Here is a 12,861-nt window from a genome sequence, read left to right on the forward strand (position 1 = left end):
CCCTATTTTAATCTTGTTGAACTTCTTCTACAGTTGCTTCCACTTCGGCACGTGACATTTTTTCACGGCCATCGCGCATTGCTTGTAGCGTTTTATGAGCTAGTGCAAGTGGCAGCTTACAAAATAGCTTGATGGTACGCTTGTCTAAATCCTTCATATAAAGGTCGGCCTTTGCTAAGTTTTCCTCCGCATAAGCAAATAGCTCCGCACGTGTCCAGTCATCAGGTACGAAGCTGACACCGCGCTCGTCTAAATCTTCCTGCTCATTACGTAAAATATTTACCGCTTGTAAGCCGCGTCCATAGCCAATTGCAAGCTCACGGTCTGTTTTTGTGCCGGCGCTCCATTCCCAAAGGTCGGAAAGCATGACACCTACTAAGCCAGCAACATAGTATGTATAGTCATCTAAATCTTCCTTCGTATGCACTTGCCAGTTTGCGAGCGCCCATTTTGCCATTCCTTCTGCCATCTCACTTGTTGCAGACGTCACAATTGTGCGTGCATCTTGTGGACATACTTCCAGCCAGTCTGCTAAACGTGTTGTCACTTCAGGCATTTTGTCTGCTACCGGTGCTAATGCTTCGGTGTAAGCTGTGTTATCAAAGGCTGGTGCTTTTAAAATATTAGCTACTTTTAAAAGTGTTGCATGTTTCAATTCATTTGAAACATCTTCGTGGTCTTCAATTTCATCGATCGCACGCATGGCCAAATAAGCAGCTGCGACCGTTAGCTTTAATTCTTTATCTAAAAAGGTAATTGGGATATAAAATGTACGGCTCGTGTCTTTTAACACGCGCATCGCATCTTTTTGTAATTGTTTGATTGTCATACGAAGCATCCTCCAATATCTATTGCATCCATCTCTTATCGTATCGTAAATTGACAAAAAGTGAAAATAAAAGTTCTGTTACGTTTTTGCATTAGTAAAGTGGACGTTAATTTATGCATTTGAACACAGGTTTTTTGAATTATTTGGAATGTCATTGTTATTTATAGTAAGTTTTAATGTAATATAGAAGGAAGGAGTGATGAAGTTGAAACTATTGTATTACATTATTTTTGGGGCTGTTGGCGGGGTATTTGTTGCTTTGATGAATTTACCGCCCTATACGATAGCCGTATTCTTTGGTATGGGAATGATAATTAGTCTTGCAAATTTATTTTACATAATCATGTATTCGCAAAATTTAAAGAAGCTTGAAAAATACATTCAGCAAAACAGTAAAAATCCGATTTACAAAAGTTTACAGTTATTAGCACAAGGTACTGACGAAGAATTTATGAATAGCTTAGAGGCGATTGTGAAGAAGTATAAAAATACAAAATATGAGGCCACATATGGTGCATTGCTTACGATGATGCAAGGGAATTTTGAGCAAGCACACCGTTACAATAAGCCACAGTTACATAAGGAAGTCGGGAAATATACGCATTATTTGATCGAAATTATGGCTGGAAAAGAAATCGAGGATGTTCCCGTATTTAAGCAAAGCTGGATGAATGCAAGCATTGAAGCACATAAAGCGTTTATGCTTAAAGATTTAGTAGCCTTTGAATCCCTTTCAAAACAAGCGACGAATCAGGCGAAGGGCATTCAGTATTACGGGAACTATTATACGTTTAAGCGGATGAGGGGAAGATTGTCCGAATAACTTAATAGAAAAAATTGCGCATTCGTTTTAGTTGAATGCGTTTTCATTAATTATTGTTGATACTTTACAAATAAAAAAAGAGTTAATGCAAGGCAACACAAGATGAAAATGATAATGAACCAAAGGAACATTTTGAATTTCATAGCCTCCCCCCCATAAAAATGATTACTTAAATCTTACCATTAAATTGCAATCTATTTACCGATAAAATAAACTTTTGCGCGAAGCATCTCGTTTATACTTACGAAGGGAGGGAATGCTGTGGTTTCTAATGAGCAATTTCAGCTCGTGATGGATCAACATACAGAGCATTTGTTTCGCATCGCGTATTATTATACGAAAAATGTCCATGTTTCACAGGATATTGTGCAAGATACATTCGTCAAATATTATACGACGAAGACTTATGAACATCGTAGAGAATTAAAGGCTTTCCTTTCTCGTATTACGATCAATTTATGTAAAGATTATTTGAAAAGTTGGACGTATCGTAAAATGATTGTTCAAGAAAAGTTATTACCGCAACGGACAGTTGAACAAGAGGATGCTTTACTATTAAAAGATGAGCGGGATTTATTGGATGAGGCGATTTTAAGCTTGCCATTAAAGCAACGTGAGGCGATTGTCTATTTTTATTTAGAGCAAATGACAATTCGAGAAATTGCTGTGCTACTTGAGATTCCAGAAAACACAGTGAAATCAAGACTTCGGAGTGGTAAAAAAATTTTAAAAGAAAAACTTGCCAATGTTGAGTGGGAGGTGTTAATAAATGCGTCCATATAAATTGAAACGACTAGAAAATATTGAAAATGACAAAAAGCAAATTATCGAAAGCACATGGCGTAAAGTGAGGCAACCTAAGCGTAAAAAGCAATCGAATTCGTTGAAAGTCGCTCTTGTCAGTGTTGCGAGTATTACACTAGTTGTTTTGCTATCATGGTCATTTATTGATTCACCAAACAACTCACAAATTGATATGCAGATTGAAGGTATACCGCTATTGAAAGATATTGAATCGATAGAAATATGGAAAAAAGGCACAGGTGATTCTGTGGTAATAATGGAAGAGTCTCAGCTTCAATCATTATATGAGATTATTTCTTTTGTTTTACAGCACTCAGTCAACGGTCAGCTTCAAACGGACGATTACCATTATTCTCTTCAAATAAATGAACGAGGCTTTTACCCCAGAGGACATGTTTATGTCACGAAAAACCAGATGTTTTATTTGTCGATGGTTGCTTCGATAACCGATGCGCAATATAAAATGATAAAAGAACTTTTTCAGAACCAAAAGTTTATTGATGAAAGTTTAAATTCGCAGCCAATTACAGAAAAAGGAGGTATGTTTTATTTCGATGTGCTCACTTTAGGGGATTCTAAGTCCGCAATGATTGGTCAATATGGTTATCATTATACAGAACGGCAAAATGAAGAAGGTTTTTATAATGCAGATACCATTTATGATTATGGCACGATTGAGGTATATCTGCGTGATGATCTAATTGTGGCAATAGAAAATCAACATTTTTATAGTGTGGATTTTGATGATATCTATGAAGCGTTTTTGAAGAGGGGTTTTGTTGAAGAAAATCCAGACTCTGCTTATGTGTCAAGTTTTTATAGTAAGGCAAGCAATCAGCAAATTATATTTGAGACGAATCCTAATGGAACATTAATAGCAACGTTAAGGTATAAAATAAGCAGCGAATGATTGAAACAGGCATATCTTTTTGAGGTTACAATGGATATGCCTGTTTTTGTAATTATGTTTGAGTAGTGTTCAACTAGCTCATTCACTTTTAATTTGTATTATTAGAGGTCCTTATTTTAGCGCTTTTTAAATAAGCGAAGACTGTGATAATAGCACTAATAAATCCAATAATTAATGTAACGGAGAAAAAGATTCTTCCTCCAATTGTTAACGAATTAAAAGCAACACTACCAAATAAGAGAATTGTACAACTTATTACCCCTAAAAAGATAAGCCCCTGTTTAATATGATGCTTTACTAAGTAGTAGCCAATTATAGACAAAATATAGCACATACTTAGTAGCATAATTATCGGAAAGAGCGGCTGATATTTAGCGGCATAAACAAAATAATCAAGCTGGCTAATCTCATAACCACTCACAATTTCAATATTAAAAAGCTTAGAAAAAGGGGTAGAATAGTTCCATTCCCAAGGTATATCTATGATTGCACTTCCCTCGTACCAAGCAAAAAATGTTGAGAAAACTAATGTAAATATACCTAGGATCAACAGGAACACATATTTATACATTTTTACCACCTCATTTCCATAGTTTGTTACAATATAGACGCATTAAGAGGCTTTTAGTTTCGAAGGAGATTATAGCGGAAAAACGTTTGATAGGAGCCTATGATTTGGGAGTAATTATACTAAATGATTTTTTGGGGGGACTGACATGTACATTCCAAAGTATTTTCAAATGAAAGACGAGCATGAGATGTTTCGTTTTATGGTGCATCATAGCTTTGCAACGCTTGTTTCTCAGTCTAGTAGCGGACTGGTTGCGAGTCATTTACCATTAACAGTTAAGGTAGATGACCGCGTTTTGTACGGGCATTTTGCAAAGGCAAATTCGCAGTGGCAGGGGCTGGATGGGCAGCGGGTACTCGTTATTTTTCATGGGCCACATAGCTATATTTCGTCATCTTGGTATGAGACAAAGGATGCCGTCCCAACGTGGAATTATACAGCGGTGCATGTGAAAGGAACGCTTCAATTACTACAGGATGAGGCACTAATTGACGACTGTTTACGTGAATTAATCGATAAATATGAAGCACCAAATAGCTCGTATCGATATGATGCGGTGGATTCAAAGTATATCGCGAGCTTAAAAAAGGGGATTGTCGCGTTTAAAATTGACATCGAATCGCTCGATGGGAAGGCAAAATTAAGTCAAAATCATTCGAACGAGCGCCAACAGCTTGTTATTGAACAATTGAAAAATACAAATGATCCGGAAAGTATAGCAATTGCAAAGTTGATGGAGCAAAACAAAGATTAGTTTTTATTAATTTCACATACTCGCAATCATTTTTAAAAACAGATAAAAACTATCATTGATAAAGCATATGATTAATGCTGAAAATGCATAGGGTTTACTGTTTTTAAATTCGTAAATAAAGGTGATTACGCCGAAAGTTAATAAACCAATCTAGCTACTTTCCCACAAGATATTTGCTAATTTATCGGGAAAAAGTGTGTACCCCCCGCTAAAAAGCAAGTCCAAATGACAACGGTTGAACCTAGAAAAATATAACTTAATTGAGATGCCATTATTGAATCATCTTCTATAAAATAAAGCGCGACCACGATACAAATACTTATAAAAACCCAAATATAAACAGAAGTGACATAAGTTATCTCCCCTTGTTATTTATAATTTGACATATCGATTGGGAAATAGTTTCCAAATTAACGTAAATAGGTATTACAATTTATGTAATTATGTTGTATATTTTACTAATCAAACTAAAAGGAGAGAGGAATATGTTAGCCATTACATTAACGATCACAAACGAATCGGAGGGTATGTTGAACTAATTTAATACTGTCACTTATTCTCCGATTTGAGTTTCATAATTGACTCAAAAATTCGGAGGGCAAAAAATTGGATATTAAAAACATTTATTATTTTTTATCGAGTTCACGTTCATTTTGTATTCATATCGTATTTACGCTAAATGCGATTTATTACGTTTCTCAGGCTGACTTGAACCCACTACAGTTAGTGTTAGTAGGAACGATTATGGAATTGGCTATCTTATTCTTTGAAATACCGACTGGATTAGTAGCTGATTTTTGGGGACGGAAAAAATCATTTATCATTGGGACGTTCATTATAGGTGTTGCGCATCTATTAGAAGGAAGTTTCCCGGAATTTTGGGCAATTGCCATTGGTGCTGCATTATGGGGCATTGGATGGACTTTCATAAGTGGGGCAGAAACAGCATGGATTGCGGACGAATTAGAAAATAATGAATTGGATTTGATTTTTCTAAAAGGCGCTCGGTATGGCTCAGTTGGTAGTTTCTTAGGGATTATTGTTAGCGTTCTTTTAGCTACTGCTTTTTCGGTGCAAATGGCGATCTTAATAGCGGGGGGGGTTGCTCGTTGTTATTGCCTTGGTTTCTATAAGAATTGTACCCGAAACAAAATTTGTGCGTATGGCTAGTGAAGAGGCGACAGGTTTTCAACAAATGCTACGAGCGCTGAAGAGTGGCATTACTCAAATAAAAGGGAATTCCATTTTACTAGGTCTTGCTGCGATTACGTTATTTGTGGGATTAGCTAGCGAAGGTTTTGATAGACTTTGGGGTGCTCATTTTATAGAAGGCTTTCAATTGGATGCTGAAGAAGCCGTTTATTGGTTTGGTGCTTTTTACGCAATTGCTTTTTTATTAAATATAGGCATTTTAAAAGTTGTTGAAACATATGTGAAAAAACGATTTACTCATGTTTTACTCGCACTGAATGGCTTGCTTGTTTTGACTATGTTGCTGTTCGCAATGAGTGAGACTTTTTTACTGGCAATAGTACTATACTGGGTAATTGCTTCGCTACGAGCAGTAAATTCGCCATTAATAACGGTTTTAACAAACCAACAATTACAATCACAAGGGCGTGCAACGGCGCTATCCATGTATGGTCAGCTTGATGCATTTGGACAAGTAGCTGGCGGGCCATTAGTAGGGATGGTTGCGCTTTATACATCGATTCAAGGTGGGCTTATGATGTCTGCACTTTTAATAATTCCTACAGTGTTCTTTTTATGGAAGATGAGAAAATTGGCTTCATGAGACAGATTGTTTGAAGTAATGATTGTGTAAGGGTTCATAGATGTTACTAAAATACTAAGGTGGAAACGTTGATACTACAGCGTTTCCGTCTTTTTTATTTCCTGAATATCTTTTAAAAAGGTGTGAATTTGCCTCATATGGTGAATATCATGCTCCATCAAACCTTTGAAATAGGAATACAGGGATAATGAAGAGTAGTTAATTGTTAACTCGGCTAACCAATTTTCTTCAGGTAGGTCACTTAATGTTTCAATTAATTCCTTACGAATACGTATGCACTTTTCAAATGTGTGTTGAATCGGTTCATTTCTTGCAAGGTGAGCTGAATATAAATTTAAATCGTCAGCATTCGGACTTGATGGCAAACTGCTGTTCGTCAATAAATATGGAATTCTATTTTGCAAGACAAATTCATCCCAAGTATAAAAATGACCAATGATTTCGATGGTCGACCATTTTCCATCACGAATCGGTGTTAGTAAAACATGTTCATTTATATGTGTCAAGCTTTGTATGAAACGAAGAAAATCCTGTTGATGGGCTAGGATTTCGGATTTTTCTTTAAGCATTTTAATCAGCTCCAATTCCTTAATTCAATCAAATTACTCAATCGAAGTATCCAATTCTATCCTCAATTGCATTTAAAATATATTGTTTATATGATGCTAACTCTTCTGGAGTAAATTCAAGGGAGTTTGCTTTGTTGCAATAGCCGTTTAGCGCTTTAGAAATGGTGTTACGATTCGGCTCTGATAAGTGTATTAGTCCCCAAGTTCCAGCTTCCTGCTTAGAAAAAATCAAATTGTGTTTTAAATAAATGTAGACTCGCAGCATATTTAAAATGCTGTACATAGGAGTTTCATTTATGTTCTCCAAACAATCATTAAAGTCATTCATAATCGCATCGATATAATCAGACTGAGGGATTTGTGGAAACACATCGCAAATCGGTTGCCCTTTATAGCAGATACCCTTGTAGTGAATAATTGTAAGATGTGCGGCTAAATCAACATCAGTTTTAATATCTTCATTAATTACTTCAGAAGTATGATTTAATAAATCCTGCATAGTACGCTCTCTCCAATATTCACTATAATGAAAATCATACGGGCATGGGTGTCGCCATGTCTTTAATTGTTCGATATGTAAAAAGGAAATTTCAATTGGAAAGGGCTTGCCTGAAATAACTAATAAAAACTTTGCTAATTGATTTTTATCTTTATTGGAAAGAGTGGTTTTCGTCACAACAATTAAATCAATATCACTCGTTTGATCATTGAACCCGCCTAAAGCGAGCGAACCATGAATATAGGTTCCTATAAAATTATTTTGAAGGATTTCATCAAGATTATGCTGCAATATATCTATAAATAGAAATACATTAGATAGTTTTTTCATTAAATTATCCCTTCCTTAGTAAATCATTGTGTGCATTAAAATATGCCAAAGTGACATATTATTCAAATTTTCACCAGTATACTTTTTCGGGGAAAAAAACGCTAATGTAAAAATGATTAGTGTGAAAAAGATTTTCTGAAAATTCATAATAAGAAATTATTTTAGGATTTTAAATCGGAAACATTGGTACTATGGCGTTCCCATACTTTTCGTACCACAAAAAACATCTCTAAAACTAAATGATCCTTATTCACTACTTTTTCACAATTCATTTTTCTAGCTGTAAAGTTGCAATCAACCTTAATGATTTTTATATAAAGGTAAAAATATCCTACAATTTCAAAAAACAACTAATGCCTCAATCTTAATTGTATGAATTGTCTTACAATTATGGGTGTATGGTTACTGATGAATATCTTTTAGTGAACATATTAAAAAAACATTTGAGGAGCTGAAGATTGCTTGAATAGTGCATTTGGTAGTAAAGTTATTCGATTTGGGTTAGTTTTATCGGTGTTATTGCTTATACTTTCGGCATGTAATGAAAAAAATGAAGCGGATACAGAGGATGAAACAAAAGATTCGATTACATCTGAACAGGAAAATGTCGGTCAAGATGAAGTGGGAAAAGAAAAAACAGAAACAGCAGTACCAACTTCATCAGATAAATACGGGACTTCTAATTTGGCTGAATGTGAAGGGATTCGTTTTGAAAAAGATGCGATTATTGATGGCAATCAATTAGCCCCATGTATAATGGCTGCCATGTTGGAAGTGGAAACAGGAACGCATAAGGTGGCAACAGATGATGGGACCAGCACAATCGTAGACTTTCAATTTACACCCGAATTTTCATTAAGTGCGGACAATGGGGACACGATTATTATCGTCAATGACAGTGAGGGCTGGATGAAGATGCCGAGTGGTAAATGGTTTAGTGAAACGGATGTATCCGATGATCCAGATGTATTACTTGCATCCAATACAATTAAGTTAACACGTGTATTTGCACATCCAAATACCATCACCCAATTTTTGGCTTTAACGCCTAGTTGGAAGGTTGTAGAAGAATCGAAAGTACCCGCAGAAGATGCCTTTGTCGACACTGCATGGCAGCTTGTTCCGAATGAACCGGTTGTTATGGAAGGTACGGAATTTACGGATGTCGAGCTGTGGATTACCGATGACTATTTAGGTGCCTATTACACATCGACTGCGAAGATGATGGGCATGTCAGCAACCTCGAGCGACACATTTATGCAATGGGGCGAGCCGGTAACCATCGTAAATCCAATGGAATCGTGATTTTTTACTTGTTTTAGCATGCTTCTTCTACTTCTATAGGAGACATTGAAAAAGTCGACTCACACTTAAATGAATAGTGTGGATCGACTTTTATTTTTCTATCTATTTAAAACACATAAGTTAATACTGAGATTTATTACGCACGTGCCAACATACGCTCTAGTGATAATAATGCCTGCGCCGTAACTTCTTTATCAACAGCAATCACATTGCCTTGTCCACCTTGCTCGATTATTTCAAGTGCCCATAATAAGTGGGGCAAATCGATGCGGTTCATCGTTAAGCATGGGCACATATTTTCATTTAATGAAATAATATGCTTATCAGGGTAAGTGGCGATTAATCGTTTCACTAAATTCATTTCTGTCCCAATGGCCCAACTTGAACCCGCAGGCGCAGCTTCAATGACATCGCAAATATACTTCGTTGAGCCGTTGTCATCTGATAGGGCCACTACTTCACGACTACATTCGGGATGCACGAGAATGTTCATGTTTGGATATTTTTTACGTACTTCTTGAATGTTATATACCGTAAAGCCCTCATGTACAGAGCAATGCCCCTTCCATAAAATGACCTTCACATCTTCAAGTGCGCCCTCATACTCGAGCTTGCCTGAAATCGGATTCCACACAGCCATATGCTCCAATGGAATACCAAGCTCAAAGGCAGTATTACGTCCTAAATGCTGATCAGGTAGGAAGAATAGACGGGATTTTTGTGTAAATGCCCATTGTACCATTGATTTTGCATTCGAGGAGGTAACACAAGCCCCACCGTTACGCCCTGTAAATGCTTTAATAGCGGCAGTTGAATTCACATAGGTTAAGGGGATGATTGTATCGCCAAATGTTTTTGTAAGCTCTAACCAGGCCTCCTCTGTTTGGTAAATATTCGCCATATCGGCCATAGAGCAGCCAGCACGCATATCTGGTAAGTAGACGATTTGGTCATCCTCTGTTAGCATATCCGCTGTTTCCGCCATGAAATGTACACCACAAAACACAATATGTTTCGCTTTTTTATTGGCGGCAGCTACTTGGGCAAGTTGGAGGGAATCTCCTGTTACATCAGCGAATTGAATAACCTCATCACGCTGGTAATGATGCCCAGGAATGAATAGCTCCTCACCTAGCTTGTCTTTTATTTCACGGATGCGTGTTTCCATTTGCTCTTGGGTTAAGGATTTATATTTTTCTGGAAGCATCGAGATGTCCATAAATTTAGCGAGTACCATAGCTCATTTCTCCTTTCTGCTGTACGAGTGCACTAATATCAAATGCAGGGACGGAATGGGTGAGGGCACCAAGGGAAATCCACTGTACACCACTTTCTGCATAGGCTCTTAAATTGTCGAGTGTTATATTGCCTGAAGCCTCCGTTGCAATATGAGGTGGCACGAGTGAAATCCAGTCACGAATTTCTGCCGGCGTCCGGTTATCGAACATAATAATGTCGGCTCCTGCATCGATGGCTTCTATTAGTTGCTCCTTCGTTTCGATTTCTACCTCAATTTTGACAGTGTGCCCGATTTTACTACGCGCGGCTTCAACAGCTTTTGTGATACTGCCGGCAAAAGCAATATGATTGTCCTTTAACATAATGGCATCATATAGACCGTTCCGATGATTATAGGCGCCACCTATACGGACAGCGTATTTATCAAGCATACGAAGACCTGGGATTGTTTTACGTGTGTCACAAATATGCGCCTTCGTACCAATCGTTTGAGCAACTGCCTTATTTGCCTTTGTCGCAATTCCACTCATGCGCTGCACTAAATTTAATATGACACGCTCACCAGTTAATAGGCTTCGAAGAGAACCTTTAATAATGGCAAGCTGATCTCCTTTTGAAATGGATTCGCCGTCTTTCTTTAATACTTGTACATTTAAAGTTGAATCTAATAGAGGAAAGCCGATTTCAATAATTTGGGCACCACAAAAAATGCCGTCTTCCTTTGCATAAAACGTAAAGGAGCCCTGTTCTTCAGGAGAAAAAATCGCTTCACTCGATAAATCACCATCGCCAATATCTTCATTAAAAAAGCTCGTTAACATAGCTTTCAGTTTGATTACATTCATATAAATCGTTCCTCACATTCATTTTTCCTTGTTCAAAGACAATCCACTTTTTTTGCCAAAGTTCGTCTTTCGAAGGATAGTCACTGCGTATATGTGCGCCTCTTGATTCGGTTCTTGCTTGTGCAGCATGAGCGATTAAAGAAGCGGTTATATTCATAAAATATAATTCTATGAGCTTCTTAGAATATCCCTGTAGACGTCCTTTTTGGCTTGAGATGCTCGGTAATTGTTGGATTAATTTTTGTAAGCCCTCATTTGAGCGAACAATACCGGCACAATTTAGCATCGCTTCCTGTAAAGACTCTTTAGCGTATAGATTATTAGGTAACGAAGAGCCGGTTTCATTTTTACTTATAAAATTACTTTGCTTATTTCCGTTATTCAGCAAATGGGTTGCCATCATTTTCCCAAACGTAATGCCTTCTAATAATGAGTTACTTGCAAGTCGATTTGCCCCGTGCACACCCGTACAAGCAACTTCACCAATGGCAAATAATCGCGGGATAGAGGTTTGTCCGTAACGATTCGTAATGACACCGCCCATTAAAAAATGGCTGCCAGGTGCAATGGGGATTTTTCCATTCGATAAATTAACCCCATTTTGATGACAAAGGGCGTGGATTGTGGGAAATTTTTTATCAAAGTGGTCGATCCTCGAAATATCAATAAAAGTTTCTTGTCCACTTGCTCGCATTTTGTACATTTCATGGGCTGTAATATGACGTGGTGCCAAATCACCCAAAGGATGCTTACCGTCCATGATCGGTTTTCCGTTCTGGTCAACAAACCTTCCTCCAGCTCCTCGAACAGCCTCCGAAACGAGACCTCTTGCTCCATTTACATAGAGTAAGCTCGGATGAAATTGGACAAATTCCATATCGGTAATGGCTGCTCCGGCTAAATAAGCTAATGCAATCCCATCTCCATAGCTATTCTCACAATTAGAAGTACATTCATAGAGTGCACCGGCCCCACCAGTTGCTAGAATAATGTACGAGGCGTAGTAAGATTTTTCCCCTTCATTCGTTTTTACGCGAACACCGCAGCATTCCCCGGCTGAATTTAAGAGCAGTTCATAAGCAAATTCAAATGTGTGGATATGAACATTTGGTGGTAATCCTCCAGCTAGATAATTGACAAGATTTTTACCTGTAGCATCTCCCCCTGCATGAACGATTCGGTGCTTGCTATGCGCGCCCTCTAAGCCAAGAGAAATTTCCCCATCTTTATCGAAATCTACCTTAAATCCTTCTTGCAAAAGCTCTTTTACTATAGAAGAGCCGTTTTCAATTAGTGCTTTTACATTTTCCTCATGATGATGAAATTCACCAGCCTCAAGTGTGTCTTGTATATGAAGCGAAGTATGGTCGTGAGTAGTGATAACCGCTGCGATACCACCTTGTGCTTTGTAAGAACTACTATTTTTTAAATCTGCTTTTGTAATGATATGGACATCAAATCGGCTACTTAAATTTCGCGCAGCTTCAAGTGCAGCGATGCCTCCGCCGATAATGACAATATCTGTATGAATAATCATATTAACTCCTTTTTACAGTTGTCTTGACACATATCTTTACATAGAATAATA

The 12,861-nt window shown here is 37.4% G+C and carries 14 protein-coding genes; 7 read left to right on the forward strand and 7 right to left on the reverse strand.

The features are described 5' to 3' along the window. Positions 1-7: 7 nt before the first annotated feature. The gene (locus tag MKX47_RS06685) at positions 8-829 is read right to left on the reverse strand and encodes a squalene/phytoene synthase family protein (protein WP_340772344.1); all 822 of its coding nucleotides are present in this window, start codon (positions 827-829) and stop codon (positions 8-10) included. Positions 830-1,028: 199 nt separating this feature from the next. On the opposite strand from MKX47_RS06685, the gene MKX47_RS06690 reads away from it, so the two are divergent. The 3 genes from MKX47_RS06690 to MKX47_RS06700 all read left to right on the forward strand — a co-directional run bounded on the left by MKX47_RS06690 (position 1,029) and on the right by MKX47_RS06700 (position 3,366). Further along, on the forward strand, positions 1,029-1,652 hold the full coding sequence (locus MKX47_RS06690) for a hypothetical protein (RefSeq protein ID WP_340772345.1): 624 nt from the start codon (positions 1,029-1,031) through the stop codon (positions 1,650-1,652). Between the two features lie 261 nt (positions 1,653-1,913). Next, positions 1,914-2,435, forward strand: coding sequence for a sigma-70 family RNA polymerase sigma factor (locus MKX47_RS06695; RefSeq protein ID WP_340772346.1), 522 nt, complete (start codon positions 1,914-1,916; stop codon positions 2,433-2,435). Next, positions 2,422-3,366, forward strand: coding sequence for a hypothetical protein (locus tag MKX47_RS06700; protein ID WP_340772347.1), 945 nt, complete (start codon positions 2,422-2,424; stop codon positions 3,364-3,366). The genes MKX47_RS06695 and MKX47_RS06700 overlap by 14 nt, the downstream gene beginning before the upstream one ends. 88 nt (positions 3,367-3,454) lie before the next feature. On the opposite strand, the gene MKX47_RS06705 is transcribed toward MKX47_RS06700, so the two are convergent. Beyond that, a complete protein-coding gene (locus tag MKX47_RS06705) occupies positions 3,455-3,937 on the reverse strand; it encodes a YjdJ family protein (RefSeq protein WP_340772348.1) in 483 nt (160 codons plus the stop codon). Positions 3,938-4,082: 145 nt separating this feature from the next. On the opposite strand from MKX47_RS06705, the gene MKX47_RS06710 reads away from it, so the two are divergent. From MKX47_RS06710 to MKX47_RS06720, 3 genes are all read left to right on the forward strand, one after another. Beyond that, positions 4,083-4,691 (forward strand): FMN-binding negative transcriptional regulator, encoded by a 609-nt coding sequence (locus tag MKX47_RS06710; protein WP_340772349.1) that lies wholly within the window; start codon positions 4,083-4,085, stop codon positions 4,689-4,691. 606 nt (positions 4,692-5,297) lie between these two features. Continuing rightward, a complete protein-coding gene (locus tag MKX47_RS06715; protein ID WP_340772350.1) occupies positions 5,298-5,861 on the forward strand; it encodes an MFS transporter in 564 nt (187 codons plus the stop codon). Beyond that, positions 5,794-6,486 (forward strand): hypothetical protein, encoded by a 693-nt coding sequence (locus tag MKX47_RS06720; RefSeq protein ID WP_340772351.1) that lies wholly within the window; start codon positions 5,794-5,796, stop codon positions 6,484-6,486. The genes MKX47_RS06715 and MKX47_RS06720 overlap by 68 nt, the downstream gene beginning before the upstream one ends. 74 nt (positions 6,487-6,560) lie before the next feature. Here MKX47_RS06720 and MKX47_RS06725 read toward each other — a convergent pair whose 3' ends face one another. After that, on the reverse strand, positions 6,561-7,055 hold the full coding sequence (locus MKX47_RS06725; protein WP_340772352.1) for a DinB family protein: 495 nt from the start codon (positions 7,053-7,055) through the stop codon (positions 6,561-6,563). Between the two features lie 37 nt (positions 7,056-7,092). Further along, a complete protein-coding gene (locus MKX47_RS06730; RefSeq protein WP_340772353.1) occupies positions 7,093-7,884 on the reverse strand; it encodes an aminoglycoside adenylyltransferase domain-containing protein in 792 nt (263 codons plus the stop codon). 462 nt (positions 7,885-8,346) lie between these two features. On the opposite strand from MKX47_RS06730, the gene MKX47_RS06735 reads away from it, so the two are divergent. Next, on the forward strand, positions 8,347-9,189 hold the full coding sequence (locus tag MKX47_RS06735; RefSeq protein WP_340772354.1) for a hypothetical protein: 843 nt from the start codon (positions 8,347-8,349) through the stop codon (positions 9,187-9,189). 136 nt (positions 9,190-9,325) lie between these two features. Here the strand turns inward: MKX47_RS06735 and nadA are convergent, their stop codons facing one another. From nadA to nadB, 3 genes are read right to left on the reverse strand one after another with little or no spacing between them, the layout of a single operon-like run. Further along, the gene (gene nadA / locus MKX47_RS06740; RefSeq protein WP_340772355.1) at positions 9,326-10,426 is read right to left on the reverse strand and encodes a quinolinate synthase NadA; all 1,101 of its coding nucleotides are present in this window, start codon (positions 10,424-10,426) and stop codon (positions 9,326-9,328) included. Continuing rightward, positions 10,413-11,273, reverse strand: coding sequence for a carboxylating nicotinate-nucleotide diphosphorylase (gene nadC / locus MKX47_RS06745; protein ID WP_340772356.1), 861 nt, complete (start codon positions 11,271-11,273; stop codon positions 10,413-10,415). The genes nadA and nadC overlap by 14 nt, the downstream gene beginning before the upstream one ends. After that, positions 11,230-12,810 (reverse strand): L-aspartate oxidase, encoded by a 1,581-nt coding sequence (nadB, locus tag MKX47_RS06750; protein WP_340772357.1) that lies wholly within the window; start codon positions 12,808-12,810, stop codon positions 11,230-11,232. The genes nadC and nadB overlap by 44 nt, the downstream gene beginning before the upstream one ends. Positions 12,811-12,861: the final 51 nt, after the last annotated feature.

The organism is Solibacillus sp. FSL R7-0668 (genome assembly GCF_038006205.1).
Classification (GTDB): domain Bacteria; phylum Bacillota; class Bacilli; order Bacillales_A; family Planococcaceae; genus Solibacillus.

Excerpts from the sequence above, each read along its gene's own strand:
- MKX47_RS06690 (WP_340772345.1), top strand. The coding sequence starts at position 1,029 with ATGAAGTTGAAACTATTGTATTACATTATTTTTGGGGCTGTTGGCGGG.
- MKX47_RS06725 (WP_340772352.1), bottom strand. The coding sequence starts at position 7,055 with ATGCTTAAAGAAAAATCCGAAATCCTAGCCCATCAACAGGATTTTCTT.
- nadC (WP_340772356.1), bottom strand. The coding sequence starts at position 11,273 with ATGAATGTAATCAAACTGAAAGCTATGTTAACGAGCTTTTTTAATGAA.
- MKX47_RS06710 (WP_340772349.1), top strand. The coding sequence starts at position 4,083 with ATGTACATTCCAAAGTATTTTCAAATGAAAGACGAGCATGAGATGTTT.
- MKX47_RS06730 (WP_340772353.1), bottom strand. The coding sequence starts at position 7,884 with ATGAAAAAACTATCTAATGTATTTCTATTTATAGATATATTGCAGCAT.
- MKX47_RS06685 (WP_340772344.1), bottom strand. The coding sequence starts at position 829 with ATGACAATCAAACAATTACAAAAAGATGCGATGCGCGTGTTAAAAGAC.
- MKX47_RS06705 (WP_340772348.1), bottom strand. The coding sequence starts at position 3,937 with ATGTATAAATATGTGTTCCTGTTGATCCTAGGTATATTTACATTAGTT.
- MKX47_RS06700 (WP_340772347.1), top strand. The coding sequence starts at position 2,422 with ATGCGTCCATATAAATTGAAACGACTAGAAAATATTGAAAATGACAAA.
- nadA (WP_340772355.1), bottom strand. The coding sequence starts at position 10,426 with ATGGTACTCGCTAAATTTATGGACATCTCGATGCTTCCAGAAAAATAT.
- nadB (WP_340772357.1), bottom strand. The coding sequence starts at position 12,810 with ATGATTATTCATACAGATATTGTCATTATCGGCGGAGGCATCGCTGCA.